The sequence below is a fragment of the Streptomyces sp. NPDC012637 genome (genome assembly GCF_042954805.1).
Classification (GTDB): Bacteria; Actinomycetota; Actinomycetes; order Streptomycetales; family Streptomycetaceae; genus Streptomyces.
This window is the reverse complement of record NZ_JBIBDS010000009.1, coordinates 183,365-207,732: the sequence shown is the minus strand read 5'-3', so window position 1 is coordinate 207,732 and position 24,368 is coordinate 183,365. Positions and strand designations below refer to the sequence as shown.

The window sequence follows — 24,368 nt, the reverse complement described above, 5'->3', positions numbered from 1 at the left end:
CCCAGGGAGACAGACACACATGGCCGACCGGGTCACGGTGATCGGCTGGGACGGCTCGCCCCTCACCGCGGCGGCCAGGTCCGCGCTCGCCGCCGCCACCCTGGTGGCCGGCGCCGCCCACCACCTCGCCCTCCCCGAGGTCCCCGCCGGCGCCGAACGCGTCCGCCTCGGCAGCGTCGACCTCGCCGCCCGGCGCATCGCCGGCCACCGCGGCACCGCCGTCGTCCTCGCCGACGGAGACCCCGGCTTCTTCGGCGTCGTCCGCGCCCTGCGCGCTCCCGAACACGGCCTCGAGGTCGAGGTCGTCCCCGCCGTCTCCTCCGTCGCCGCCGCCTTCGCCCGCGCCGGCATGCCCTGGGACGACGCCCGGATCGTCGTCGCCCACCAGCGCACCCTGCGCCGCGCCGTCAACGTCTGCCGCGCCCACCCCAAGGTCGCCGTCCTCACCTCGCCCGGCGCCGGCCCCGCCGAACTGGCCCTGCTCCTCGACGGGATCCACCGCACCTTCGTCATCTGCGAGGAACTCGGCACCGAACGCGAACAGGTCACCGTCGTCACCTCCGACAAGGCCGCCGACCACGCCTGGCGCGACCCCAACGTCGTCCTCGTCATCGGCGGCAGCTCCACCGGCGGCTGGCTCATGGGCCACGACACCCCCGCCACCCGCGGCTGGGCCCTGCCCGCCGACGAGACCGGCGGCCACGCCGGCCAGGACGCCACCCTGCGCGCCGCCCAACTCGCCCGGCTCGGCCCCCGGGACGGCGACCTGGTCTGGGACATCGGCTGCGCCGACGGCGCCTTCTCCGTGGACGCCGCCCGCTTCGGCGCCGCCGTCATCGCCGTCGACACCGACCCCGGCGCCTGCGCCCGCACCGAGGCCGCCGCCCGCGCCGCCGGCGTCCAGCTCCAGGCCGTACCCGGCCGCGCCCCGCACGTCCTGGAACGCCTGCCCGAACCCGACGTCGTACGCATCGGGGGCGGGGGAGTCCCCGTCGTCACCGCCTGCACCGACCGCAGGCCCGAGCGGATCGTCGCGCACGCCGCCACCCGCGACGAGGCCGAGGCGATCGGAGCGGCCCTGGCCGACGGCGGCTACCTGGTCGAATGCGCGCTGCTGCAGACCGTGGGCCTCGACCCCGCGGGCTGGACGGAACGCGACCGTTCCGTGGTCTTCCTGCTGGCCGGCCGCAGGGCCTGAGCAGCCCCACCCGTGATCGCGCCGCCCGCGGGGCGGGGTAGGCTGGCCGATTGTTGTACCGCGCCCGGACGTTCGGTGGTTTGTTCGCCAATGTCCGGAAGTAGTGGCCCCATTGGGCCGCTGATGTGGTACGGAGCAATGGGGGACGGCGCGACGTGGCGCAGTCCACAGCGAACCGTGGCGGATCCGCCTGCCAGGATGGCCGAAGGCCGCGACAATGCATGGGTGTCCGCGCGTCCTCACGTGCCGCGCGGCGCGCGAGCTCGTTCTTGTTGACGGGCGAAGGTCTGAAGGAGCACAACCGATGGGCGAGGGGTACGCAGCATGACGGACACCGGCCAGGTCCCCGGCGAGGGGCTGCCGGAGAACGCAGGCATGGTCGAGCAGCCGGGCATCCCCGCGCCGGGCGCGTACACCTTCCTGGACCCCTCCGAGCACGCAGCCGAGGAAGACGACCTGCTCCTGATGCCGGGCGCCCAGGGCGCCTGGAGCGAGCACCAGCCGGGCGTCGCGCCCGCGCCCCCGGTCGCCATGCCCGCCCCGGCGGCCCCGGTCGTCGACCCGCTGACCGCCCCCATCGAGCAGGTCACCGCGACCCCGCCGCAGGGCGTGCCGGTGCCCCAGCACGCCACCCCGGCGCACGGCGTCCCGCACGAGCCCGTCGCCGACCACGGCTACGAGCCCGGCATCCTCGACACCGGCGCCCACGAGGCGGCCGGCCGCGACTCCGGCTCCGTCGACCTGAGCGCGGTCCGCATGCCCGGCCCCGCCACCGCGCCGACCCCGCCGCCCGCCCGCCGCCCGCTGCACATGGGCCCGCCCCTCCCGGACGCCACCGGTGGCGTGGTGCGCTCGCTCGCCGACCGCGGCCCGGCCGCCGCCCCGGTCCCGCAGCCCGCCCCGGTCGCCGCGACCGCGCCCACCCCGATGCCCGTCCGCACCCCGGGCCCGCCCACCACGGGACCCGAGTACCTGGACGTGCCGCAGCCGGACCAGCAGACCGCCCCGCAGGGCGCCGTGCCGTGGACCGCGCAGCCGCAGGAGCACCAGGCCCAGGCCCCCGCAGAAACGGTCCCGCCGGTCGCCCAGTTCGTCCCGGTCGAGGGTTCCCTCCCGTCCGCCCCGCACCTGGCCCCGACGCCGGCGCCCGAGCCGGTGGCGGCGCAGGAGCAGCCGGCAATCGCGGAGCCCGTCGTGGCCGCCGCCGAGCCGCTCGTGGCGGAGGCCTCCGACCCCGACGCCCAGGCGTCCGCCACGGCCGAGGAGCCGCAGCCGGCTCCCGCCCCGGTCGTCGTGGAGGCGGCGGCCGTGGAGGAGCCGGTGGCCGAGCAGCCTCCGGCCGCCGAGCCCGTCGCTCAGGAGGCCGCGCCCCAGGAGGCCGTCGCTCCGGAGCCCGCCCCTCAGGAAGCCGTCGCTCCGGACGCCGCGGCCGAAGCGGCCGCCGAAGCCGTTGCCGAGGAAGCCGTCGTCATGGAGACCCCGGCTCCGGTGCCCGCCCCGCGCGAGGCGGAGCCGGAAGCCCAGGCCCCGGCCGAGGAGCCGCAGCCGGCCGTCGAGGTCCCGGCCGAGGTCCCGGCCGGGGTCCCCGCCGAGGTGCAGGCCGAAGGCCAGGCCGAGGCCGCCGTCGAGCCCGTTGCCGAGGCCGTCGTCGAAGAGCCCGCGGTCACCGCCGAGGCAGTGGCCGCCGAGGCCCCCGTCGCCGAGGCGCCCGTGGTGGAGCCCGCCGTCGTCGAGCCCGCCGTCGTCGAGGCGCCCGTGGTGGAGCCCGCCGTCGTCGAGGCGCCCGTCGCGGAGGCCCCGGCCGAGGAGCCCGCGCCCGTGCCCGCCCCGGAGGAGCCGGTGGCGGCCGCCCCGGCCCCGGTCGAGGTCGCCGCCGAGGAGATCCCGGTCGTCCCCGACGGCACGGGCCAGCCGCAGCCGGAAGAGGCACCCGAGGCACCCCAAGCCTCCGCGGCCGAGGAGCTCCGGCCCCAGCACGAGCAGGAGCCCCGGCCGGACGCGCCGCAGGCCGCCGAAGAAGCACCGGCCGAGGCAACCGCCGAGGCACCGGTCGAGGCACCGGTCGAGGCACCGGCCGCCGGGGAAGAGCCGCGGGAGCGCGCCCCGGGCTACGACGAGGCCGAGCGCGAGGCGGTGCTCCGCGTCATGCGCGAGCGCCGCGACATCCGCAACGGCTTCCGTCCCGACCCGATCCCGCACGAGGTCCTGCTCCGCGTCCTGGAAGCGGCCCACACGGCACCGTCCGTCGGCCACTCGCAGCCGTGGGACTTCGTCGTCATCCGCTCCGCCGAGACCCGCCGGACCATGCACGAGCTGGCCCAGCGGCAGCGCGAGGCGTACGCCAAGTCCCTCCCCAAGGGCCGGGCGAAGCAGTTCAAGGAACTGAAGATCGAGGCCATCCTCGACACCCCGGTCAACATCGTCGTGACCGCCGACCCGACCCGGGGCGGCCGCCACACCCTCGGCCGCTACACGCAGCCGCAGATGGCCCCGTACTCCTCCGCGCTCGCCGTCGAGAACCTGTGGCTCGCCGCGCGCGCCGAGGGCCTCGGCGTCGGCTGGGTCAGCTTCTTCGACGAGCGCGAGATGGTCCGCGCCCTCGGCCTGCCCGACCACCTCGAAGTGGTCGCGTACCTCTGCGTCGGCTACGTCGACGAGTTCCCCGAGGAGCCCGAGCTGATGCAGGCGGGCTGGTCCAAGCGCCGCCCGCTGTCCTGGGTCGTCCACGAGGAGACGTACGGCCGCCGCGCCCTGCCCGGCGAGGAGCCGCACGACCTGCTCCAGGAGACGGTCGCCAACATCCGCCCGCTGGACGCCAAGGCGCTCGGCGAGGCGTGGGAGCGCCAGAAGCGCATGACCAAGCCCGCCGGGGCGCTGGGCATGCTGGAGATCATCTCCGCGCAGCTCTGCGGCCTCTCGCGGGTCTGCCCGCCGCCGATCCCGGAGCCGGCCGCCGTCGCGATCTTCGCCGGCGACCACGGCGTGCACGCCCAGGGCGTCACCGCCTGGCCGCAGGAGGTGACCGGCCAGATGGTCGCGAACTTCCTCGGCGGCGGCGCGGTCTGCAACGCGTTCGCGAACCAGGTCGGCGCCGAGGTCTGCGTCATCGACGTCGGCGTGGCCTCCGACCTGCCCTCCACGCCCGGTCTCCTGCCGCGCAAGGTCCGCCCGGGCACGGCCGACTTCACCATCGGCCAGGCGATGACCCACGAGGAGGCGATCGCCGCGATCGAGGTGGGCATCGAGACCGCCCGCGACCTCGTGGCCGCCGGCAACAAGGCGCTGCTCACCGGCGAGATGGGCATCGCGAACACCACCGCGTCCGCCGCCCTCATCTCGGTCTACACGGGTGTGGACCCGGCCGAGGTCACCGGCCGCGGCACCGGCATCAACGACGAGATGCACGCCCGCAAGGTGGACGTCGTCCGGCGCGCGCTCGACCTCCACAAGCCGGACCCGGCGGACCCGATCGGCGTGCTCGCGGCCCTCGGCGGCCTGGAGCACGCGGCGCTCGTCGGCCTGATCCTGGGCGCGGCCTCGCTCCGCACCCCGGTCATCCTCGACGGCGTCTCCACCGGCGCCGCGGCGCTCGTGGCCCGGGCCATCGCACCCGAGTCCCTCGCGGCCTGCATCGCGGGCCACCGCAGCGCCGAGCCGGGCCACGTCGCGGCCCTCAACAAGCTGGGCCTGCGCCCGCTGGTCGACCTGGACCTCCGCCTCGGCGAGGGCACCGGCGCCCTCCTCGCCCTCCCGGTGGTCCAGAGTGCCGCCCGCGCGATGCACGAGGTGGCGACCTTCGACTCCGCGGGCGTCACGGAGAAGTAGGAGAACGACGACGCGTCCCCCGCCCCCACCGGCGGGAGGTGGGGGACGCGGAGGGTCCCGTGTTCGGGACGTCAAGCGTGATCTGTGGTGCGGAACAAGGACGTTCGGCATTTCCGGCACCGGATCCGCTCCGCCAGTCATGCAGTCCCGAATGCGGGCCCGGAACGTGCCCCACGCACCCGACCGACGGCGCTCGGCCGAGGGGACATCCGTCACACAGTGAAACCCGCAGGTCACCGATATCGTGAGGTGCGCCAAGCACCGCCTCCAGAGGAGCCGCCCGCACCATGGCCGACCACGCCGAGCACCCCGCCTACCCCGTCGGACTCCGCCTCGCCGGCCGCCGTGTCGTCGTGTTCGGCGGTGGCCAGGTGGCGCAGCGCCGTCTTCCCGCCCTGATCGCGGCGGGCGCCGAGGTCACCCTGATCTCACCCTCCGCGACCCCCTCCGTGGACGCGATGGCCGAGACGGGCGAGATCACCTGGATCAAGCGCCGCTACCAGGAGGGCGACCTGGCCGACGCCTGGTACGCCCTGGTCGCCACCACGGACCCGGTGGCGAACGCCGCCATCTCCGCCGAGGCCGAGCGCACCAAGACCTGGTGCGTCCGCTCCGACGACGCCGAGGCGGCCACCGCCTGGACCCCGGCCACCGGCCACAGCGAGGGCGTGACGGTCGCGGTCCTCACCGGTCACGACCCGCGCCGCTCGGCGGCCGTCCGGGACGCGGTCGTCGAAGGCCTGCGCGACGGCTCCCTGGCGGCGCCCGCGCGCCGGGCCCGCACCCCGTTCGTCGCCCTGGTCGGCGGCGGCCCCGGCGACCCGGACCTGATCACGGTCCGCGGCCGTCGGCTCCTCGCGGAGGCGGACGTGGTGATCGCGGACCGCCTCGGCCCGCGCGACCTGCTCAGCGAACTGCCCCCGCACGTCGAGGTGATCGACGCGGCGAAGATCCCGTACGGCCGTTTCATGGCCCAGGAGGCCATCAACAACGCGCTCATCGAGCACGCCAAGAAGGGCAGGTCCGTCGTCCGCCTCAAGGGCGGCGACCCGTTCGTCTTCGGCCGCGGCATGGAGGAGGCCCAGGCGCTGGCCGCCGAGGGCATCGCGTGCACGGTGGTCCCGGGCATCTCCAGCTCGATCTCGGTCCCGGGCGCGGCCGGCATCCCGGTCACCCACCGCGGCGTCGCCCACGAGTTCACCGTGGTCAGCGGCCACGTGGCGCCCGACGACCCGCGCTCCCTCGTGGACTGGGCGTCGCTCGCCAAGCTCACGGGCACGCTGGTGATCCTCATGGGCGTCGACAAGATCGGCAAGATCGCCGAGGCGCTGATCGCCCACGGCAAGTCGCCCGACACCCCGCTGGCCCTGGTCCAGGAGGGCACCACGGCGACCCAGCGCCGCGTGGACGCCACGCTCGCGACGGTGGCGGAGACGGTCAGGGCCCAGGAGGTCCGCCCGCCGGCCGTGATCGTCATCGGCGACGTGGTGAACGAGGGCCCGGACAAGCCGCTCGCCTAGGACCCCCTGAAGGACCCGCTGACAGGGCCCCCGATCCTCCCGTGCGGGCCCTCAGAGCGCCCCGCACGCATTGGCACCACCCCCAGGACAAGGCAGTATCACCCCGTGGCCGAACTCATCACGATCGACGACCCCGACGACCCGCGTCTGCGCGACTACACCGGACTGACCGACGTCGAGCTCCGCCGCAGACGCGAGCCCGCCGAGGGGCTGTTCATCGCCGAGGGCGAGAAGGTCATCCGCCGCGCCAGGCAGGCGGGTTACGAGATGCGGTCGATGCTGCTCTCCGCCAAGTGGGTGGACGTCATGCGCGACGTCATCGACGAGGTCCCGGCGCCCGTGTACGCGGTGCAGCCGGACCTCGCCGAGCGCGTCACGGGCTACCACGTGCACCGCGGCGCCCTCGCCTCGATGCAGCGCAAGCCCCTGCCGACGGCGCCGGACCTCCTGGCCACGGCCCGTCGGGTCGCCGTCATGGAGTCGGTCAACGACCACACCAACATCGGCGCGATCTTCCGCAGCGCCGCCGCGCTCGGCATGGACGCGGTGCTGCTCTCCCCGGACTGCGCGGACCCGCTCTACCGGCGTTCCGTGAAGGTCTCCATGGGCGCGGTCTTCTCGGTCCCGTACGCCCGCCTGGAGACCTGGCCCCGGGGCCTGGAAGCGGTACGGGAGGCGGGCTTCAGGCTGCTCGCCCTCACGCCGGCGGACCGGGCCGCCTCCATCGACGACGCGGCGCCGCACAAGCTGGACCGGGTGGCGCTGATGCTCGGCGCCGAGGGGGAGGGCCTGTCGACGCAGGCGCTTCGCGCGGCGGACGAGTGGGTGCGCATTCCGATGGCGCACGGCGTGGACTCGCTGAACGTCGGCGCCGCGGCGGCCGTCGCCTTCTACGCGGTGACGAGCGGCCGCCCGCAGTCGTAGCTTCTGCATGGTGACGAGCGGCTGCCCACAGTCGTGGCTTCGCCGCGATGATGAGCGGCTGCCCGAGGCCGTGGCTTCTGCGCCGTGACGGGCGTCGGCCGCAGCCCTGACCCAGCCGCCCCCGCGGGAGGCTCGGGACCCCGCCCGGCCCGCTCCGCTGCCCGGGCGGCTCCGGCTACCCCTGCAGCGCCTGCGCGGCCGCGATGCCGAGCGCGACGACCAGCGTGACGACCACGAAGACGAAGAGCCGCTGACGCAGCAGCCTCGGGTTGGCGGGCCGGCGACCGGTGGACGTGGAGCGGCCCCCGGACCGGGTGCCCGGCCGGGTGCCGGTGCGCGACTGCTGCCCGCGCGAGCCACCGCCCGTACGGGACGAGGACGGCCGGGAGGCGGAGGGCCGGGAGGCGCCCGGACGGTCCTGGCCGCCCGTGGGCCGGTCCGCGGCCGGCTGCCGCTCCCCGCCCTGCTCCACGGACCGCTCGGTCGTGCGCTCGGTCGTCCGTTCCGTGTACCGCTCCGTGGGCCGGACGGCGCCGCGCTCCTCGACGCGCTCCCGAGGACCGGGCGGCCGGGCGGCGGCGGGCAGGCCCTGGGCCTCCCGCGCGGCGATCTCCTTGAGCCGCATGGACAGCTGGAGGGTGCTGGGCCGCTCCTCGGGGTCCTTCGCGAGACAGGCCCGGACGAGTGGGGCGAGGGCGTCCGGCACGCCGTGCAGATGCGGCTCCTCGTGCACCACCCGGTAGAGCATGACCTCCGAACTGCCGTGTCCGAAGGGGGAGTCGCCCATCGCCGCGTACGCGAGGGTGGCGCCGAGCGAGAAGACGTCCGTGGCGGGCGTGACGACCGCGCCCCGGACCTGCTCGGGCGCGAGGAAGCCGGGCGAGCCGACGGCGGTGCCGACGTGGGTGAGGGTGCTGGCGCCGGTGGCCCAGGCGATCCCGAAGTCGATGATCCTGGGTCCCTTGGGGGAGAGCAGGATGTTCGACGGCTTGAGGTCGCGGTGCACGACACCGGCCTCGTGGACGGCGACGAGCCCTTCCGACAGGGCGGCGCCGATCGCCGCGACGTCGGAGGCCCGCAACGGACCCTCCTCGGCGACCCGGTCGTGCAGGGAGGGCCCGGGCACGTACTGGGTGGCGAACCAGGGGCGCTCGGCCTCCAGGTCCGCGGCCACGAGGCGGGCGGTGCAGCCGCCGCGGATCCGCCGGGCGGCGGACACCTCGCGCGCGAACCGGGACCGGAACTCCTGGTCCTCGGCCAGGTCGGGCCTGATCACCTTGAGCGCCACGCGCTGCCCGCGCCGGTCGGAGCCGAGGTACACGACTCCCATCCCGCCGGCGCCCAGCCTGCGGTGGAGCCGGAACGACCCGACGATCCGCGGGTCCTCGCGCCGGAGCCGCATCATCGCCATGTCCGTCCCCTCGTCCGTTCGACGTGGCACAGCTTACGTAGCCCCGCCCCGGCGTGCTCACAGGCCGCGCCCTCGTCGCCGCATCGATTGTCAGTGCTGAGGGGGACACTTGAGGAGGGGTCAGTCACGCCACTCGCCAACACTCCCTCATATCAAGGACGTTGGAGATCCGTCGTCCCGACACCCCGGTCGCCCGCGCCAAACGTGAGCGACGTCACGCACCGTCTCCGGGGTCTCACCTCCGGCCACCCGGACTCCCTCCGGCCGTGCTGTGGCCATCGCCCGGTCATCTTCCGCCGGACCCCGGCCGTCCCCTCAGGGAAGACCCCCACTCCGGGGCGGCCGTCTCCACCCAGGGGAGTACGCCGAGCGGACGGCCGTCATCCTCCGGGAGGCCCGGAAGCCGGTACGCAGGCAGGACGCCCAGGGGCCCGCCGCTGCCTAGATTGGTTGTCGAGCGGCGGGTGCAGCACTCGTCCCCCGAGGTCACCGCACCCGCCGCGTCCGACACGACAGGAGAGGAACCATGGCGTACCCGGCCCCGCGGTTGAACACCCGCCCTTCGAGCCGCCGTCACCCGCTGGTGGCGACCGCCATGGTCCTCCCTCTCGCGGCCCTGCTCGTGGTCGTCTTCGGCGGCTGGGACGCGGTGGTCACTCAGGCGTCGTCCGTGGGCGTGATGCTGGGGCGCTGAGCGGCGCTCCGGACCCGGGAGAGCGGCCCGGGTCGGGGACATCCGGCCAATCAACCCCGTGGGGACGGGGGTGCGGCGGACGGCAGCGTGTGGCCGGTCAGCTGGGGAGCTGACCGGCCCTCGCGCTTTTCCGGGCCGGGACCTCCCGACCGGCGGAGTACGACGCCGACCCGACGTGCGCGACCCTCGACCGGACGGGACCCGACGCGGCGCGACCCGACCGGAGCCGAAGCGGCGCGACCGGACCTGAAGCGGGCCGCGCCCGACGCGGCCCGACCCGCCCGGACCCGAAGCGGCGGGCCCCGCCGTGGCGCGGCCCGACGAGACCCGACGCGACCCGCGCACGTGGCCCGGCCACGGCCCCCTTCCGCCCTGTGCGGGCCGCCCCCGCGCCCCGCGCACGGCCCCGCGTAGGCTCCCCGCGTGGAGGAGACCGTTCTCGTACAGCTGCACGCGCTCGCGCGGGAGGCCGCGCACCCCGCCGAGGCCCCGCCCTGCCGCTGCCCGGTGGCCCTGCTCGCCGACCGGGACGACGGCACGGTCGTACGGCACGGAGGCCTCGTCCTGAAGGCGCACGCGCCGGAGGGCCACCGGCAGCAGCTGCGGTCGCGCGTCTCGCTCGCGGCGGAGCCCGGCCTGGCGCAGGTCCTCCTCGCACCCCTGCCGGGGCCGCGCGCGGAACTCGACGACCGCCTCCTCACGGCCTGGCCCTACGGCACGCCGGTCGACCCGGACGCGCCCGACGCCGCACCCTGGGAGGAGGCCGCACGGCTGCTCGCCGCCCTGCACCGGACCCCGCCCCCGCCGGGGCTCCCCGCCATGCGCGCTCCGGAGAAGGCGGCGCTCGCCGTGGACCGCATGCGGCGCGCGGCCCCCGCCCATCCGGCCACGGCCACGGTGCTCCGCGCCTGGCGCACCCTCCCCGACCTCCCGGCGCCCCGGGCCCTCTGCCACGGCGACTTCCACCTGGGGCAGCTCGTCCGGCTCGGGCGGCCCGGACCGGAACCGTCCTGGCGTCTGATCGACGTCGACGACCTCGGCGTCGGCGACCCCGCCTGGGACCTGGCGCGCCCGGCGGCCTGGTTCGCGGCCGGCCTGCTGGCGCCCGACGTCTGGTCCCGCTTCCTCGCCGCGTACGAGTCGGCCGGCGGCCCGGCGACCACGAGCCCGGGCGGCGACCCCTGGGCCCGCCTCGACATCCCCGCCCGCGCCCTGACGGTCCAGACCTCCGCGCTCGCCCTCGCGAAGTCCACCGCGGAGGGCCGCCCGCTGGACGAGGTGGAGCAGGTGATGATCGACACCTGCGCCCGAATCGCATCGCTCCGAACCGAGTTGGCTCCGCCGGCGTCCCCCTAAGGTGAGAGCACCATTCGAACGGCAGGGAGTTGAGTCCGCATGCAGTGTCCGAAGTGTCACGCGCCCATGCACACGTACAACCGCAACGGCGTGCAGATAGAGCAGTGCAGCGGTTGCCGGGGCATCTTCCTGGACTACGGGGAGCTGGAGGCGCTGACCCGCCTGGAGTCGCAGTGGGTGCAGGCCCCGCCCGCCCCGCAGGCCTACCCGGCGCAGCCCGCGGCCCCGGCCTGGGGCGCCCCGCACCACGGCGGCCACGGTCACCACGGCGGCCACCACCGCGGCTTCGGGCGGATGCTCTTCTCCTCCTGACGCCGAGCGGGGGCCCCTCCGGGGGCCTGTCCGCACACGACGCACACGAAGAAGCCCCCGGCCGCTGAACGGCCGGGGGCTCTGTCTGGTGCGCGATACTGGGATTGAACCAGTGACCTCTTCCGTGTCAGGGAAGCGCTCTCCCGCTGAGCTAATCGCGCGGGCACACCCGAGGGTGCGGGTACTGCGTGCGCGATACTGGGATTGAACCAGTGACCTCTTCCGTGTCAGGGAAGCGCTCTCCCGCTGAGCTAATCGCGCGGGGGATCCGAAGATCCAGGACCCGAAGGTCCAGTGGACGATACTGGGATTGAACCAGTGACCTCTTCCGTGTCAGGGAAGCGCTCTCCCGCTGAGCTAATCGTCCTTGGAGGTGGAGACGGGATTTGAACCCGTGTAGACGGCTTTGCAGGCCGTTGCCTCGCCTCTCGGCCACTCCACCAGGAGTGAATACGGGGGTTCGGGATGATCCCCCACATCGAGCGGACGACGAGATTCGAACTCGCGACCCTCACCTTGGCAAGGTGATGCTCTACCAACTGAGCCACGTCCGCTTGTCGTTTCCGTTTCGCTTGCGCGTCCCGGCGACGTGTTGAACTCTAGCGGATTCCTGGGCCAGCACAAAAACGCGTTTCCGCAGCGTGCTGACCTGCACCCGCGCCGACGGGTTCGGGAGCGTTCGTACGGCGTTCACTCCACGTGTTCCCGAGGTGGCTCCCGGCGCCTCCTCCGCCCCCTCGGCCGCGTCCGTCCCTCCGGGTCCTCCCGTCCCACTGCTCCCACCGGTCGGGTCGCCCTCGCCGCCCTAGACTCGCCATGTGCACTCCCTCGCTCCTCTGGCCCGCTTCGGCGGCCTCCTCGCCACCGATCTCCGGGACGTCACCCACGACCCCGAGGCCCTGGACTCGTCCGGCTTCTGGGCCGTCGTCGCCGACTTCGAGGGCCGGCTGACCTGCGCGCGCTTCGGTGACGTGCGGCCCGACCCGGTCCCCGCGCCCGTCCCGGGCGCCTGGCGCGGACCGGCGGCCGGCGACTGGACGTCCTCGCTCGACCGCGCCGCGTACACGGAGGGCGTGCGCCGCGTGCGCGAGCACATCGCGCGCGGCGAGGTCTACCAGGCCAACCTCTGCCGGGTGATGTCCGCGCCGCTGCCGGATCCGGCCGGGGCCGACGTCGACGCGCTCACCGCCCTCCTCGCCCGCGGCAACCCCGCCCCCTATGCGGGAACGGTCCGGCTGCCCGCGCACGGCGTGGAGATCGCCACCGCCTCTCCCGAGCTGTACCTGAGCCGCGCGGGCGCGACCGTGGAGTCCGGTCCGATCAAGGGCACCGGCAGGACGGCCGAGGACCTCCTGGAGAAGGACCACGCCGAGAACGTGATGATCGTCGACCTGGTGCGCAACGACCTGGGCCGGGTCTGCGCCACCGGTTCGGTCACCGTGCCCGAGCTGTGCGCCGTCGAACCCCACCCGGGCCTCGTCCACCTGGTGTCCACCGTGCGCGGCGAACTGCGCGCCGGGGCCGGCTGGCGCGACCTGCTCGCCGCGACCTTCCCGCCCGGCTCCGTGACAGGCGCCCCCAAGTCCAGCGCCCTGCGGATCATCGAGGCCCTGGAGACCGTTCCGCGCGGTCCCTACTGCGGCGGCATCGGCTGGGTCGACGCCGACCGGCGCACGGCCGGGCTGGCGGTGGGCATACGCACCTTCTGGATCGACCGTGCCGAGGGCATGCTCCGCTTCGGCACCGGCGCCGGCATCACCTGGGGCTCCGACCCCGAGCGCGAATGGGCCGAGACCGAGCTCAAGGCCGCCCGTCTGGTCGCGATAGCGTCGGGCGCGTACGAGGCGAGCGGAAAGGCCATATCTCGATGAAACTCTGGGTCAACGGCGGACTGCACGACGCGGAGACCGCCCGGGTGTCCGTCCTGGACCACGGTCTCACCGTCGGCGACGGCATCTTCGAGACGGTCAAGGCCGAGCGTGGCGAAACGTTCGCGCTCACCCTCCACCTGGAGCGGCTGACCCGCTCCGCCCGCGGTCTCGGCCTGCCGGACCCGGACCTCGACGAGGTCCGCCGCGCCTGCGCCGCCGTCCTCGAGGCCAACCCGGTGGAGCTCGGCCGGCTCCGCATCACGTACACCGGCGGCCTCTCGCCGCTCGGCTCGGAGCGCGGAGACGCGGGCCCCAGCCTCGTCGTGGCCCTCGGCGAGACGAGCCGGCGCCCGGACTCCACCGCCGTGATCACCGTCCCCTGGACCCGGAACGAGCGCAGCGCCCTCGCGGGCCTGAAGACCACCTCGTACGCCGAGAACGTCGTCGCGCTCGCCCGGGCCCACGAGCGGGGCGCCTCGGAGGCGCTGTTCGGCAACACGGTCGGCCGGCTCTGCGAGGGCACCGGCTCCAACGTCTTCGTGGTGGTCGAGAGCCGCATCCTCACCCCGCCGGTCGCCTCCGGCTGCCTCGCCGGCATCACCCGCGCCCTGGCGGTGGAGTGGACCGGTGCCGAGGAGACCGACCTGCCGCTGGACGTCCTGGAGAGCGCCGACGAGATCTTCCTGACCTCGACCCTGCGTGACGTCCAGGCCGTGCACCGCGTGGACGACCGGCAGCTCGCCGCGGCGCCGGGGCCGGTCACGGCCAAGGCGATGCGGGTCTTCGAGGAGCGCGCGGCGCAGGACCGGGACCCGCGGCTCGGCTGAGCGGCGCCGCGCAAATCCTGATGACGGACGGCGGCGGGGTGGGTAGAACACCAGTGATGACCACGACCCTGCGGCCCTCCGAGCCGCTTCAGCAGTCCGCCGACGGCGGCCGTTCGCGCACCTACGACATCTGCGTGAACAGCCGTCGGGTCGGCTCCGTCCACCTCGCCACGGATCCGGGCTTCGGGGCCGCTCTGGGCGTGATCTCGGACCTCCGGGTCGACGCACCGGACCGGGGCCGCGGCCGGGGCACGGTGGCGGCGCTCGCCTCCGAGGAGGTGCTGCGCTCCTGGGGCTGCAACCAGGTGCGGATCTCGGTGCCCACGGACGCGCCGGGAGCGATGCGGATGGCGGCCTCGCTCGGCTACACCGAGCGCAGCCGGAACATGCTCAAGGAGCTGCCGTCCGAGCCGCCCGCGCTGCCGGAGGGCTTCGTCCACCGCCCGGTGACGGAGGAGGAGTTCGCCGAGTGGTCGGCGCGCTCCATGGACGCCTTCGCGCGGAGCTGGATCGACCGCGGGGTGCCGGAGGAACAGGCGCGCGCCAAGGCCGAGGACAGCCGCCGCCGCTTCCTGCCCCAGGGCCTGGCCACGCCGGGCGTCACCGTGATGGCGGCCGTGCGGGACGAGCGGGTGGTCGGCTATCTGTGGAGCGGCCGGATCGAGCTGGAGCCGGAGCGGTGGACGGGCTTCGTGTACGAGGTCGAGGTCGCCGAGGAGCAGCGCGGCCGGGGGTACGGCCGGGGGCTGATGCTGGTCGCCGAGCGGGCGGCGCTCGCGGCCGGCGAGACCCTGCTGGGGCTGCACGTCTTCGCGGGGAACACCACGGCGATCGGGCTCTACGAGTCGCTGGGCTACCGCACGACCCACCTCAACAGCGCCAAGACGCTGTAGGGGGTGCTTTCGGATCGGGCCGGGTCGAGGAGCGGCGGGCCTCGGGACGCCGGCAGGATCCGGAGGACACGCCCTGTGGCCGGTCCGGCGGTTCGGGGTCCCGGGGCCGCGGCGTCCGCCGCGGCCTCTCCGGCCCGATCCGCCGGAAGGGCTCGGGGCGTGCGGCGCCTCGCCGGTCGTCGTCGGGTCAGCCCTTCAGCAGGCCGTCGGCGATCTCCTCGATGCGCTCGCGCAGGCCGTCCTGGCTCTGGCCGCCGTCGAGGCGCTCGCCGCCGATGACGTACGTGGGCGTGCCGGTGACCTTGATCGCCTTGCCCTCGGCCTCGTCGGCGTCGACGGTCAGCAGGTGCCGGCCGTCGATCAGCGCGGTGTCGAACTCCTCGGCGTCCAGGCCTAGTTCGCCCGCCACCTCCAGGAGCACCGGCTCGCCGCGCTCGCCGAGCTCGGCGGTCCTGGCGAGCAGCGCCTCCGTGTACGCCCAGCCCTTGCCCTGCTCGAAGGCCTCCTCGGCGGCCTGGGCCGCGGCGTAGGCGTGCTTGTGCTTGGGCAGCGGGAAGTGGCGCAGCTGGACGTCGAGGCGCTCGCCGTACTTCGCGCGGAGGGCGCGGACATCGTCGAGGGCCTTGAAGCAGTCGGGGCACTGCAGGTCGAACCAGGCCTCCAGGACGACGGCGGAGGCGGGGGTGGTGGACTCACTCATGGGAAGAGTCTCCCATCCGGTCGTCCCTGGGGGACGACCCGGAGATCTCCCTGATCCGGGGCCCGGGGCATGGCCGGGCGGGGGTGGGGCGGTGCAGGATGGAAGGGACGTATCAGCCGGGACCAGGAGGACCGCATGCTTGCCGAGACCATTTGCTCCGCGGTGGCCGCGGCGGGCCTGGGCATCGCCGCGATCACGGCCTTCCGCAAGCGGTTCCTGGCCGCGGCCCGGATCGCCGCGTACGCGCTGGTGCCGCTGGGCCTGGTGATGACGGGCGCGGTGGAGTGGCTGGCGGAGACGGCCTTCAGCCCGGTCGCCTGGGCCGGCTTCGGCGTGCTGGGCGCGGCGTGGCTGCTCTTCTCGTCCACGCGGGCGATCGAGCGGCGCCGGGCCGGACGGAAGGAGACCGCCGGGGGAGAGGGCCGGACCGCCGTGGCGCCGTCCGCGTCGGCGCCGTCGCTCGGTGCCGGTCAGCGCGGTCCGGCGGCGAAGCCGCGGGCGCAGGCGGCCGACGAGGACTTCAGCGACATCGAGGCGATCCTGAAGAAGCACGGAATTTGACCGGGATCCGACCGCCGTCTGACCGGTTCTGACGCTTCTCGGTCGCGCCCGCCACGGGATGGGGTGAACGGGGCGTGTCGCGGGGTGTGTTGCGGGATCTTGGGGGTGCTCCGTGCCCCATCATCCCCCCGAGATGCTGGATACCTCACGGGACCCCGTCCCCACCCCCACTGCCGCTCCCGCCGACGAGCCGCGCGGCTGCCTGTTCGCGCTCTCCCAGCCGCCGCTGATGATCTTCCTCGGGGTGATCGGCGGTCTGCTGCTCATGGCCGCCCTCCACGACCTCTTCCTGCTGTGAGGCCGGGTGCGGCAGGCAGGCCGGACGGGCTCAGCCCGCGGCTTCCTTGCGGCGGGCGCGGTAGGCGGCGACGTGCAGGCGGTTGCCGCAGGTGCGGCTGTCGCAGTAGCGGCGCGAGCGGTTGCGGGAGAGGTCGACGAAGGCCCGGCCGCAGTCCGGGGCCTCGCAGCGGCGCAGCCGCTCCTGCTCGCCCGCGACCACGATGACGGCGAGCGCCATGCCGCAGTCCGCCGCCAGGTGGTCCGCGACCGAGGCGCCCGGTGCGAAGTAGTGCACGTGCCAGTCGTAGCCGTCGTGGTCGGTGAGCTGCGGCGTGGTGCCGGCCCCCGCGACCAGTTGGTTGATCAGCGTGGCGGCGATCCGGGCGTCGGGCGCCGAGAAGACGGCCGTGAAGCGTTCGCGCACCTCGAGCACGGCGCGCAGGTCGTCCGCTCCGAGCGTGCCCACGTCGCTGATCTTGTGGGCGTGCACGAAGGACTGCAGCGCCTGGACGTCCCCGAGCTCGTCGTCGCGGTCACCCCGCGGGGCGGTGTTCATCAGATCGACGACGGTGTCGAGGGCGATCCGGGTGTCGTGGGGGATCAGCACGATTCGCTCCCTGGCCGGCTGCGGGCGGGCGCCCGCGGAATTGCGCTGACTCTAGCGCGACCCGGAAACGGGCATCGGCGCCCCGCACCGCGCCGGCTGCGCGGTGGGGAGCGCCGATGGTGGAGGTACGCGACTGCCCGCGCGGCGCCGTCTCCCCGAGTCGGACGGCGCCGTGCGGCTGTTGGCCTGGCTCAGCTGTCGGCCAGGATGTGGGAGAGCTCCGTGTCGAGGTCGAAGTGTCGGTGCTCGGTGCCAGGTGGCACGGCAGCGTCGGTCCGCTTCAGGAACGACTCCAGGGCCCGCGCCGGGGCCTCGAGCAGGGCTTCGCCCTCGGGGGAGCTCAGTGCGATGCAGACGACTCCCTGGCCGTGGCTGCGGGACGGCCAGACTCGGACGTCGCCCGTGCCGGTGGGCCGGTGCAGGCCCTCGGCGAGAAGGTCGCGGGCGAAGACCCATTCGACCGTCTCCTCGGCTCCGGTGTGGAAGGTGGCGTGCACGGCATACGGATCGGCCGTGTCATACCGCAGGCCCGCGGGTACAGGCAGTGATGACTCGCTCGACACAACGAGGCGCAGGTGCAGCTCGCAGCTGACCGTGGTGTTCATAAGCGCCAGGGCCTTTCGCTCAGTGTGCGCTCGGGGATTCGCACGTCGGCGAAATCGACATGCCACCTACGGTGCCGTTGTAAACCCCTCTGTCTGTTTTGTGATCGTTCAGGTAGCTCGTCTGGGCGTATGTAACTTTGGGTAATACCGCCATTTCAGCCCGCCGGTCCGGTCCGGTAAGTTGGGGTCATGAATGCGGAGAGTGACGAGCGCACCGGCGAGTCCGCGGCGAACGGGGGCAACGGTGCGGAGAAGCCGGACGTCGCGCCGGCGAACACGGCGGAGAGCGGTTCCGGGAGCACCGAGGAGGCGCCTCTCGGATCGCGGGCGCCGGAGTTCATCAAGGCCCGCCGGACCCTGCACCTGAGCTGGCAGGTCGGCGTCTTCGTCGTCGGCCTGGCCGTCGTCGGCGCCGGCATCGTGATGCTGCCGCTGCCCGGCCCCGGCTGGCTGGTGATCTTCGCGGGCATGGCGATCTGGGCGACCGAGTTCGTCTGGGCCCAGCTGGTGCTGCGCTGGACCAAGCGGAAGGTCACCGAGGCCGCCCAGCGGGCCCTCGATCCCAGGGTCCGGCGCCGGAACATCATCCTCACCACGGTGGGTCTGGTGATCATCGCCGTGCTGCTCGGCATCTACCTGTGGAAGTTCGGCTTCGTCATGCCGTGGAAGATCGACCAATGACCCCGAGGTGGTTCGGGAGGGCCGCTGACATGGGGTAATGTTTGCGGTGCGCCCGGGCGATTAGCTCAGTGGGAGAGCGCTTCGTTCACACCGAAGAGGTCACTGGTTCGAACCCAGTATCGCCCACCACCCGGACCGAGGGCCCGGAGACGATCACCGTCTCCGGGCCCTCGGCGTTCCCCGGGACCCGCGGCCCGGCGCCGCTCAGCGCAGCCGGCCGAGCCGCTCGCGGAGCCTGCGGGCGTCCCGCAGCCGCTGCTCGTACGTCGCACCGACCGCGAGCAGCAGCAGGCCCGCCAGGGCCGGCGGCAGCCAGCGCGGCAGCGCGCCCACCGCCTGCACCACGTACGGCGCGAGCTCGTGCAGCCCGTCCAGGGCCAGCACCGCCCCGCCGAGCAGCAGCGGCGCCTGGAGCCGGAACCGCGCGCCGATCAGCGTCACCCCGAGCGCCGCGACGCCCAGGAGCAGCGGACGCGTCCAGTGCGGGTCGACCCAGGCCGCGAAGAGGCTCGGCACCAGCGTCGCCGCCAGACCCGGCCCGTACGCCGTCCACGACGAGGCCTCCGGGTCGCGGCGCCGTCGCAGCACACCCACCACCAGGGCCGGCACGGTCACCGGCAGCGCGTACGCCTCCGGCGCCGTCACCTCCCAGACCGCCAGCCGCACCCACGTGGCGAGCAGGAACAGCGCCGCCGCGACCCACGAGGCGACCGGGCGCCGCTCGGGCCGTACCGCCGTCGCCGCCGCGACCACCCCGCCGAGCGCCAGCGCGAGCGCGAGCAGCGCGGGCCGCCCGACCGTGAGGACCGTCGCGCACAGCCCCACCGCCGCGCCCGTGGCCTCCACCGCCACGGCCACCGGGTGCCGCCGCAGCCACCCGCCGACGCCGGCCGTCCCGGCCGGCACCGCCAGCAGCACGAGACCGCTCACCGCCGGCCCGAACCCGGCGGCCGCCGCCCCGGCACCGGCCAGACCCGCCACCGCCAGCACCGCCGCGCAGGCCCCGACCAGCCGCCGGGCGCCGTCGCCCACCACCGCGACCCCGCCGAACAGGACCGCGAGCACCCCCAGCACCGCGAACGTCGCCCCCTGCGTGTCCAGCCCCAGGGCCACCGCCCCGGCCGCGGACCCGAGCCCGCACGCGAACGCGAGCCGGCCCACGACCGCCGAGGGCTCCACGCCCCGCAGCAGCACCCCGGGCCGCACCGCGATCGCCAGTGCCCCGGCCGTGGCCGCCAGCTGGACCGCCGGCGTCACCGCGTACGACAGCTCCAGGGACACCGGCAGCGAGGTGAGCAGCGCCCACACCAGCAGCAGCACCCCGGCGCGGGCCCACGCGCGGGGCACCACCGCGAGGGCCACGGCCGCGAGCGACAGCACCAGCGAGGCGGTCGCGGGATACCCGGTCAGGACAGGAGCGGAGTGCTCGCCCGACCACACCGCCGTCCGCCGGGCCAGCGGCCCCAGCAGTCCCGCCGCCACCGGCGGCACCGCCCACGCCACGGCGAGGCCGAGCACGCCGCCGCCCGCGAGGGCGAGCCCGTTCCGCACCGCACCCGGCGACGACGGGGAGCCGGCGGCCCCGGCACCTCCGCCCCCGCGGAGGCTCCGGATCCCGCCGGCCCCCCACGCCCCGGCCGCCAGGACCACGCCGCCCAGCGCGTAGCCGGGGACATCCCAGGCCTCCGGCAGGACGGCCCGCAGCAGGCCGCCCGCCGCGGCGACCACCGCGAGCCCCGCTCCCACGGCGGAGGCGAGCGCGGAGCCGCGGTGGCGCACCGCGAGGAACAGCAGCACCGCGGCGCACGCGAGGAGCAGCGGAGCCCCGCGCAGCGGAGTCTCGAAGGACAGGAACAGACCCGTGAGCAGCGCCCAGCCGCCCAGGCCGGCCGCTCCCACGCCCGCCGTCACCCGCACCGGCAGCGGCCCGGCCCACAGCACGGCCACGAGGTCCAGGACCGCCGTCGCGAGCGCCGCCCACGCGAAGGGGACGACACCGCCGCCGGCGGCCAGCACTCCGAGGGGGAGCGGCAGTTGGGCGGCGGCCACGGCGGCCGGAAGCGGGATCCGCAGCCGGCCCAGGGCGGAGCCGTACGCCGCCCAGACACCCGCGAGAACCGCCGACGCCGCCGCCGCGTACCCGGGTCCGTCTGTCTCCGGCAGTGCCACCCGGTGCAGGGCGTAGGCGTCGAGCACCGTCAGGACCAGGCCGAGCGCCGCCACCGACTCCGCCGTCGACCGCAGCCCGCGGCGCAGCAGGACCACCGGGGCCGACAGCGCGGCCGAGGTCACGGCCGCCAGGACCGCGGACCGGCCGCCGATGCCCATCGAGCCCCAGCTGACCAGAGTGAAGACCAGCGCGGCGACGGTCAGCAGCACCCCGCCCAGCGTGAGCAGCACGTTCTGCGTGCCGCGCGGCGTCGCCTCGGGCCGGGGCGCCCGGGGCGTGCCCCAGGGCGCAGGGGCGGGCGGCTGCGGCACCGGCACGGCGACCCGCTGCGCGTTCAGCACCCGCAGGAGCCAGTCCCGGCGGACGAGCAACTGCGCCCGGCGCGCGTCGAGCCGGGCCAGTTCGCGGTCGACGAGCACCAGCTCTTCCGCGGGAGGCAGGGAGGATTCCATAGCCGGAGTGTGGCGCCGGACACAGGGAGACGGGATGCGCGCGCGTACTCAGATCCGGGCCTGAGTAGCCCACACTGGGCCCATGGACTGGTGCCGCTACCGCTTCCGCAGCATCTGGCTGCTCGCCGCGCCGCCCGACGCCGTCTACGCCGTCCTGGAGCGGGGCGAGGAATACCCGCGCTGGTGGCCCCAGGTCCGCGAGGTCGTCCCCGCCGACGACGGCACCGGCACCGCCCGTTTCCGGTCCCTCCTCCCGTACGAGCTCGTGGTCACCGCCGAGGCCCTGCGCCGCGACCCGGCCGCCGGCGTCCTGGAGGTCGGGATGAGCGGCGACCTGGACGGCTGGGCGCGCTGGACCCTCACCGCGCAGGGCGCCGGCACCCGTGCCCTGTACGAGCAGGAGGTCGAGGTCCGCAGCCCGCTGATGCGCGTGCTCGGCATCCCAGGCCGGCCGCTGTTCCGCGCCAACCACGCCCTGATGATGCGCGGCGGACGCCGCGGACTCGCCGCCCACCTGCGGGCCTCGCCGCCGCCGGTTTGAACGAAGCCCCGTCGGGCCTGTATGGTTCAACGCGTTGCCCGGGCGATTAGCTCAGCGGGAGAGCACTTCGTTCACACCGAAGGGGTCACTGGTTCGATCCCAGTATCGCCCACCGGGAGAGGCCGGTCCGTCAGATGACGGACCGGCCTCAGCCGTTTCCGGCGGGGTCATGCCGCCGTCCGCAGCTCCGGACGCAGCGGCCAGGCCGGGTCGACCGTCTCGGGGGTGCCCTGCCGGGCGAACCAGGCCTGCAGCCCGCGGGCCTGCGCCGCGTGCCACACCGCCTGCAGGGTGTGCAGCTCCGCCGGCGTCAGCCGTTCGAGCCGGGCGGTGAACCGCCGCCCCACCGCCCGGACGACCTCCATCGCCGCCTGCGCGTCCGCCGCCGCGTCGTGTGCGCCGTCCAGGGTCACCCCGTACTGCTCGCACAGGTCCGTGAGCGTCCGCCGGCCCTTGCGGTAGCGGTCCAGGTGCTTGTCCAGGACCCGCGGGTCGAGGACGCACAGCGGCACGTGCTCCGTGTAGCGGGCCAGCGAGGACGCGCGATGGCGGCGCAGCTCGCGGTCCAGGATCGTCAGGTCGAACGGTGCGTTCATCACCACCAACGGGCGTCCCGCCGCGCTCTGTTCCGCTATCGCCCGGGCCAGTTCCTCCATCACGGGGGACGGCCACCGCCCGTTGCGCTGCAGATGATCGTCCGTCAGGCCGTGTACGGCGGTGGCCCCGGGCGGCACCGGCACGCCCGGGTTCACCAGCCAGCGCGTCACCCGCGGCCGCATCCCCGCCGCGTCCTGGACGACGAGGGCGGCGGACACGATCCGGTCCGCCTCGACGTCCACTCCCGTGGTCTCCGTGTCGAATGCCGCCAGGGGCCCTTCGTACCAGTGCGTCGTCATCCCCGAACTCCTCGCACGTGCGCGGCAGATGGCCATCCCCCTGCCCGAATCGTTGATACCCGGGCTGTTTGCGCCGTACGCGGACCGGTCACAACACAGGTGACGGGGAAGGGAATTGACATGGCGCTCGCCCAGCCCGAGTCGGATGGGCTGCCGCCCCAGCGGGCAGCACCGCTGCGCGGCTCACTCGCCACCACCGCCTGCATGGAGACCCTTCAGGTGGGGTACCTCCACGCGGTCGCGGCGGCGGCGGGCTGCTCGCTGTCGCAGCCGTTTCCGGACAACGGCATCGACTGGCACGTGAGCCACAGCGCTCCCGGTCACACCGTCGACGACGAGGTGACCATCAAGGTGCAGCTGAAGTGCACCTACCAGCTACCGCCGCGACCGTCCGGGGACACGACCGGGTCCTTCGCCTTCACGCTCGACAACGAGCACCTGGTGAAGCTCGCGCGCACCCCCGTCGCGGTCCACAAGATCCTGGTCGTGATGCTCGTGCCGCGCGACCGGGAGGACTGGCTGCGCGCCGGGCACGACCGGCTCGACCTGCGCCACTGCTGCTACTGGATCAACCTGGCCGGGCACCCGGTCACGGGACGGCGCAGGACCACCGTGCGCATCCCGACGGCACGGATCTTCGACGACCGGGCGCTCTGCGAGATCATGGCCCGGGTCGGCGTGGGAGGGAGACCCTGATGCACCGGCCGACCGACGAACCCGAGGACGGGGCCGGTCACGGCCCCGACCGGGGCCTCCCGCCCGCCCACTCCGGCCCGCCCGCCTTCCGGCCCCAGCCGCACCCCGCCCCCGGCGAACTGCCCGGCCACTGGACCGGCGTCCCCGCCGCGCCCGTCGGGCCCTGGGCCGACGCCGCCGAGTCACCCGACCCGGGCGGCGTCGACCCACGGGTCCTCGGTGCGCTGCTCGCCCGGCACGGCTGGCGCCGCCGCGGCGGCGCCGTCGGCCGCTACAGCCGCTGGTCGCCCCCCGGACCCGCGGCGGGCAGCCGCGGCACCAGCCTCCTCGTACCGGAGAGCCGCGCCTTCCCCGACTGCGAGGACCTCATCGGCGAGGCGCTGACCGCCCTCGCCCGCAGCGCCGACCCCACCGCCCGCGAGGTACTCACCGGCCTCGCCGTCCCCAGCGACGAGATCCGCTGGTGGCGCGACGTGCCGCCGGGCCCGGCCGGGCCGGTGCCCTGGAGCGTGCAGGAGCAGCTGAGGACCGCCGCGCGCGGCGTGCTGCTCGCCGGCGCCCTCGCCGTCCGCGGCCGCGCCGGCTACCACGGGGCCCGGCACCGGCGGCAGGCGCAGGCGTCCCTGGAGTCCGTCGTCATGGGCGCGGCGCCGGGCGGCCGCGGCCTGACCGCCTTCCTGCCCGTCACCCCCGGCCGGGCCGTCTCGGTGCGGCTCTACCACGCGCTGTACGCCGCCCGGGAGGCCGTCGACTACCGGCGCGCGACGGGCGGCATGGAGGCCTTCGACACCGCCGTCGAGGCCGGCGTGAGCCGCGAGCTCACCGACGCCCTGGTCGGGCTGGTGCGCGGCACCGAGGGCGCGAGCATCGCCCTCGCATGGTCCCCGGCGGCCGGGACGCCGGCGGGCTGCGCCGCCCGCCCCGAACCCGTCGAGTTCTCGCCCGGCGACCTGCCGGCGCTGCGCGAGGCCGGCGCCCGCTATCTGCGCGACGAGCCGGCCGTACCGGTACGGATCACCGGCGCCGTGGTCCGCATGCGCCGCTCCGGCCCGCGCGGCCAGGGCACCGTGCGCCTGCGCGTCCTCGCCGGCGCCGAGGTCGGCCACGTCCGGGTCACCCTCGACGAGGAGGCCTACCGCACCGCCGGCCACGCCCACCTCGTCGGCCTGCCCGTCCGGGTCACCGGCCGCCTGGAGAGCCGCGGCGGCTTCCGCCGCCTGACGGACGCCACCGGCCTCGTACCGGTGCAGGTGGACGACGCCGAACGGGACCGGCTGATGAAGTCGCTCCGCGACCCGGACTTCTTCGAGGAGGCGTGCGGGCCCGGCGACGACTGAGGGCCGGCGGGG

Annotated in this window: 22 protein-coding genes and 7 tRNA genes; 18 read left to right on the top strand and 11 right to left on the bottom strand. The window is 75.0% G+C overall.

Annotated elements, in window-relative coordinates; translation table 11 throughout:
• The first annotated feature begins 19 nt into the window (after positions 1–19).
• The 4 genes from cbiE (at position 20) to ACFY8W_RS31695 (ending at position 7,467) form a co-directional block, all read left to right on the top strand.
• Positions 20–1,198 (top strand): precorrin-6y C5,15-methyltransferase (decarboxylating) subunit CbiE, encoded by a 1,179-nt coding sequence (gene cbiE / locus ACFY8W_RS31710; RefSeq protein ID WP_391112710.1) that lies wholly within the window; start codon positions 20–22, stop codon positions 1,196–1,198.
• 324 nt (positions 1,199–1,522) lie between these two features.
• Positions 1,523–5,023 carry a nicotinate-nucleotide--dimethylbenzimidazole phosphoribosyltransferase gene (gene cobT, locus ACFY8W_RS31705; RefSeq protein WP_391112707.1) on the top strand — a complete coding sequence of 1,167 codons (3,501 nt, stop codon included), beginning with the start codon at positions 1,523–1,525 and terminating at the stop codon, positions 5,021–5,023.
• A gap of 287 nt (positions 5,024–5,310) precedes the next feature.
• Positions 5,311–6,543: a uroporphyrinogen-III C-methyltransferase gene (gene cobA / locus ACFY8W_RS31700; RefSeq protein WP_391112703.1), complete on the top strand. Its 1,233-nt coding sequence runs from the start codon at positions 5,311–5,313 to the stop codon at positions 6,541–6,543.
• A gap of 105 nt (positions 6,544–6,648) precedes the next feature.
• Positions 6,649–7,467, top strand: a complete 819-nt coding sequence (locus ACFY8W_RS31695) for a TrmH family RNA methyltransferase (protein WP_391112700.1) — start codon at positions 6,649–6,651, stop codon at positions 7,465–7,467.
• A gap of 175 nt (positions 7,468–7,642) precedes the next feature.
• On the opposite strand, the gene ACFY8W_RS31690 is transcribed toward ACFY8W_RS31695, so the two are convergent.
• Positions 7,643–8,878 carry a protein kinase gene (locus tag ACFY8W_RS31690; protein ID WP_391112697.1) on the bottom strand — a complete coding sequence of 412 codons (1,236 nt, stop codon included), beginning with the start codon at positions 8,876–8,878 and terminating at the stop codon, positions 7,643–7,645.
• 526 nt (positions 8,879–9,404) lie between these two features.
• On the opposite strand from ACFY8W_RS31690, the gene ACFY8W_RS31685 reads away from it, so the two are divergent.
• From ACFY8W_RS31685 to ACFY8W_RS31675, 3 genes are all read left to right on the top strand, one after another.
• Entirely contained in the window at positions 9,405–9,572 is a 168-nt protein-coding gene (locus tag ACFY8W_RS31685) for a hypothetical protein (RefSeq protein ID WP_391112694.1), read from the top strand.
• Between the two features lie 423 nt (positions 9,573–9,995).
• Complete coding sequence (locus tag ACFY8W_RS31680; protein WP_391112691.1) at positions 9,996–10,928, top strand: phosphotransferase; 933 nt, start codon at positions 9,996–9,998, stop codon at positions 10,926–10,928.
• Positions 10,929–10,967: 39 nt separating this feature from the next.
• Positions 10,968–11,240, top strand: coding sequence for a zf-TFIIB domain-containing protein (locus tag ACFY8W_RS31675; protein ID WP_391112688.1), 273 nt, complete (start codon positions 10,968–10,970; stop codon positions 11,238–11,240).
• 86 nt (positions 11,241–11,326) lie between these two features.
• On the opposite strand, the gene ACFY8W_RS31670 is transcribed toward ACFY8W_RS31675, so the two are convergent.
• The 5 genes from ACFY8W_RS31670 to ACFY8W_RS31650 all read right to left on the bottom strand — a co-directional run bounded on the left by ACFY8W_RS31670 (position 11,327) and on the right by ACFY8W_RS31650 (position 11,794).
• A tRNA-Val gene (locus ACFY8W_RS31670) sits at positions 11,327–11,401 on the bottom strand.
• A gap of 28 nt (positions 11,402–11,429) precedes the next feature.
• A tRNA-Val gene (locus tag ACFY8W_RS31665) sits at positions 11,430–11,501 on the bottom strand.
• A gap of 34 nt (positions 11,502–11,535) precedes the next feature.
• A tRNA-Val gene (locus ACFY8W_RS31660) sits at positions 11,536–11,607 on the bottom strand.
• Between the two features lies 1 nt (position 11,608).
• A tRNA-Cys gene (locus ACFY8W_RS31655) sits at positions 11,609–11,682 on the bottom strand.
• A 39-nt stretch (positions 11,683–11,721) separates the two neighbouring features.
• Positions 11,722–11,794 (bottom strand) — tRNA-Gly (locus ACFY8W_RS31650).
• Positions 11,795–12,058: 264 nt separating this feature from the next.
• Between ACFY8W_RS31650 and ACFY8W_RS31645 the strand changes: the two genes are divergently transcribed.
• From ACFY8W_RS31645 to ACFY8W_RS31635, 3 genes are read left to right on the top strand one after another with little or no spacing between them, the layout of a single operon-like run.
• Positions 12,059–13,111: a chorismate-binding protein gene (locus tag ACFY8W_RS31645; RefSeq protein WP_391112685.1), complete on the top strand. Its 1,053-nt coding sequence runs from the start codon at positions 12,059–12,061 to the stop codon at positions 13,109–13,111.
• Entirely contained in the window at positions 13,108–13,938 is an 831-nt protein-coding gene (locus tag ACFY8W_RS31640; RefSeq protein WP_391112682.1) for an aminotransferase class IV, read from the top strand. Before ACFY8W_RS31645 ends, ACFY8W_RS31640 begins: the two co-directional genes overlap by 4 nt.
• A gap of 56 nt (positions 13,939–13,994) precedes the next feature.
• Positions 13,995–14,831 (top strand): GNAT family N-acetyltransferase, encoded by an 837-nt coding sequence (locus ACFY8W_RS31635; RefSeq protein WP_391112680.1) that lies wholly within the window; start codon positions 13,995–13,997, stop codon positions 14,829–14,831.
• A gap of 187 nt (positions 14,832–15,018) precedes the next feature.
• Here the strand turns inward: ACFY8W_RS31635 and ACFY8W_RS31630 are convergent, their stop codons facing one another.
• On the bottom strand, positions 15,019–15,531 hold the full coding sequence (locus ACFY8W_RS31630) for a DsbA family protein (protein ID WP_391112677.1): 513 nt from the start codon (positions 15,529–15,531) through the stop codon (positions 15,019–15,021).
• A 135-nt stretch (positions 15,532–15,666) separates the two neighbouring features.
• On the opposite strand from ACFY8W_RS31630, the gene ACFY8W_RS31625 reads away from it, so the two are divergent.
• Together ACFY8W_RS31625 and ACFY8W_RS31620 are read left to right on the top strand one after the other, a co-directional pair.
• Positions 15,667–16,092 carry a hypothetical protein gene (locus tag ACFY8W_RS31625; protein ID WP_391112674.1) on the top strand — a complete coding sequence of 142 codons (426 nt, stop codon included), beginning with the start codon at positions 15,667–15,669 and terminating at the stop codon, positions 16,090–16,092.
• A 133-nt stretch (positions 16,093–16,225) separates the two neighbouring features.
• Entirely contained in the window at positions 16,226–16,390 is a 165-nt protein-coding gene (locus ACFY8W_RS31620) for a hypothetical protein (protein ID WP_391112671.1), read from the top strand.
• A 30-nt stretch (positions 16,391–16,420) separates the two neighbouring features.
• Here ACFY8W_RS31620 and ACFY8W_RS31615 read toward each other — a convergent pair whose 3' ends face one another.
• A complete protein-coding gene (locus ACFY8W_RS31615; RefSeq protein WP_391112668.1) occupies positions 16,421–16,978 on the bottom strand; it encodes a CGNR zinc finger domain-containing protein in 558 nt (185 codons plus the stop codon).
• Positions 16,979–17,169: 191 nt separating this feature from the next.
• Positions 17,170–17,583 carry an SsgA family sporulation/cell division regulator gene (locus tag ACFY8W_RS31610; protein WP_015032345.1) on the bottom strand — a complete coding sequence of 138 codons (414 nt, stop codon included), beginning with the start codon at positions 17,581–17,583 and terminating at the stop codon, positions 17,170–17,172.
• 189 nt (positions 17,584–17,772) lie between these two features.
• On the opposite strand from ACFY8W_RS31610, the gene ACFY8W_RS31605 reads away from it, so the two are divergent.
• Together ACFY8W_RS31605 and ACFY8W_RS31600 are read left to right on the top strand one after the other, a co-directional pair.
• Positions 17,773–18,264, top strand: coding sequence for a TIGR02611 family protein (locus ACFY8W_RS31605; RefSeq protein ID WP_391112665.1), 492 nt, complete (start codon positions 17,773–17,775; stop codon positions 18,262–18,264).
• A gap of 54 nt (positions 18,265–18,318) precedes the next feature.
• Positions 18,319–18,393, top strand: a tRNA-Val gene (locus ACFY8W_RS31600).
• Positions 18,394–18,468: 75 nt separating this feature from the next.
• On the opposite strand, the gene ACFY8W_RS31595 is transcribed toward ACFY8W_RS31600, so the two are convergent.
• Entirely contained in the window at positions 18,469–20,886 is a 2,418-nt protein-coding gene (locus ACFY8W_RS31595) for an SCO7613 C-terminal domain-containing membrane protein (RefSeq protein WP_391112663.1), read from the bottom strand.
• Positions 20,887–20,968: 82 nt separating this feature from the next.
• On the opposite strand from ACFY8W_RS31595, the gene ACFY8W_RS31590 reads away from it, so the two are divergent.
• Positions 20,969–21,427 (top strand): SRPBCC family protein, encoded by a 459-nt coding sequence (locus ACFY8W_RS31590; protein ID WP_391112660.1) that lies wholly within the window; start codon positions 20,969–20,971, stop codon positions 21,425–21,427.
• A 40-nt stretch (positions 21,428–21,467) separates the two neighbouring features.
• Positions 21,468–21,539, top strand: a tRNA-Val gene (locus tag ACFY8W_RS31585).
• A 55-nt stretch (positions 21,540–21,594) separates the two neighbouring features.
• On the opposite strand, the gene ACFY8W_RS31580 is transcribed toward ACFY8W_RS31585, so the two are convergent.
• A complete protein-coding gene (locus ACFY8W_RS31580; protein ID WP_391112657.1) occupies positions 21,595–22,323 on the bottom strand; it encodes an exonuclease domain-containing protein in 729 nt (242 codons plus the stop codon).
• Between the two features lie 120 nt (positions 22,324–22,443).
• On the opposite strand from ACFY8W_RS31580, the gene ACFY8W_RS31575 reads away from it, so the two are divergent.
• A complete protein-coding gene (locus tag ACFY8W_RS31575) occupies positions 22,444–23,019 on the top strand; it encodes a DUF4365 domain-containing protein (RefSeq protein ID WP_391112654.1) in 576 nt (191 codons plus the stop codon).
• On the top strand, positions 23,019–24,356 hold the full coding sequence (locus ACFY8W_RS31570) for a hypothetical protein (protein ID WP_391112651.1): 1,338 nt from the start codon (positions 23,019–23,021) through the stop codon (positions 24,354–24,356). Before ACFY8W_RS31575 ends, ACFY8W_RS31570 begins: the two co-directional genes overlap by 1 nt.
• The last annotated feature ends 12 nt before the right edge of the window (positions 24,357–24,368 follow it).

Excerpts from the sequence above, each read along its gene's own strand:
- cbiE (WP_391112710.1), top strand. The coding sequence starts at position 20 with ATGGCCGACCGGGTCACGGTGATCGGCTGGGACGGCTCGCCCCTCACC.
- cobT (WP_391112707.1), top strand. The coding sequence starts at position 1,523 with ATGACGGACACCGGCCAGGTCCCCGGCGAGGGGCTGCCGGAGAACGCA.
- cobA (WP_391112703.1), top strand. The coding sequence starts at position 5,311 with ATGGCCGACCACGCCGAGCACCCCGCCTACCCCGTCGGACTCCGCCTC.
- ACFY8W_RS31690 (WP_391112697.1), bottom strand. The coding sequence starts at position 8,878 with ATGGCGATGATGCGGCTCCGGCGCGAGGACCCGCGGATCGTCGGGTCG.
- ACFY8W_RS31685 (WP_391112694.1), top strand. The coding sequence starts at position 9,405 with ATGGCGTACCCGGCCCCGCGGTTGAACACCCGCCCTTCGAGCCGCCGT.
- ACFY8W_RS31675 (WP_391112688.1), top strand. The coding sequence starts at position 10,968 with ATGCAGTGTCCGAAGTGTCACGCGCCCATGCACACGTACAACCGCAAC.
- ACFY8W_RS31640 (WP_391112682.1), top strand. The coding sequence starts at position 13,108 with ATGAAACTCTGGGTCAACGGCGGACTGCACGACGCGGAGACCGCCCGG.
- ACFY8W_RS31635 (WP_391112680.1), top strand. The coding sequence starts at position 13,995 with ATGACCACGACCCTGCGGCCCTCCGAGCCGCTTCAGCAGTCCGCCGAC.
- ACFY8W_RS31630 (WP_391112677.1), bottom strand. The coding sequence starts at position 15,531 with ATGAGTGAGTCCACCACCCCCGCCTCCGCCGTCGTCCTGGAGGCCTGG.
- ACFY8W_RS31625 (WP_391112674.1), top strand. The coding sequence starts at position 15,667 with ATGCTTGCCGAGACCATTTGCTCCGCGGTGGCCGCGGCGGGCCTGGGC.
- ACFY8W_RS31620 (WP_391112671.1), top strand. The coding sequence starts at position 16,226 with ATGCTGGATACCTCACGGGACCCCGTCCCCACCCCCACTGCCGCTCCC.
- ACFY8W_RS31610 (WP_015032345.1), bottom strand. The coding sequence starts at position 17,583 with ATGAACACCACGGTCAGCTGCGAGCTGCACCTGCGCCTCGTTGTGTCG.
- ACFY8W_RS31605 (WP_391112665.1), top strand. The coding sequence starts at position 17,773 with ATGAATGCGGAGAGTGACGAGCGCACCGGCGAGTCCGCGGCGAACGGG.
- ACFY8W_RS31595 (WP_391112663.1), bottom strand. The coding sequence starts at position 20,886 with ATGGAATCCTCCCTGCCTCCCGCGGAAGAGCTGGTGCTCGTCGACCGC.
- ACFY8W_RS31590 (WP_391112660.1), top strand. The coding sequence starts at position 20,969 with ATGGACTGGTGCCGCTACCGCTTCCGCAGCATCTGGCTGCTCGCCGCG.
- ACFY8W_RS31580 (WP_391112657.1), bottom strand. The coding sequence starts at position 22,323 with ATGACGACGCACTGGTACGAAGGGCCCCTGGCGGCATTCGACACGGAG.
- ACFY8W_RS31575 (WP_391112654.1), top strand. The coding sequence starts at position 22,444 with ATGGCGCTCGCCCAGCCCGAGTCGGATGGGCTGCCGCCCCAGCGGGCA.
- ACFY8W_RS31570 (WP_391112651.1), top strand. The coding sequence starts at position 23,019 with ATGCACCGGCCGACCGACGAACCCGAGGACGGGGCCGGTCACGGCCCC.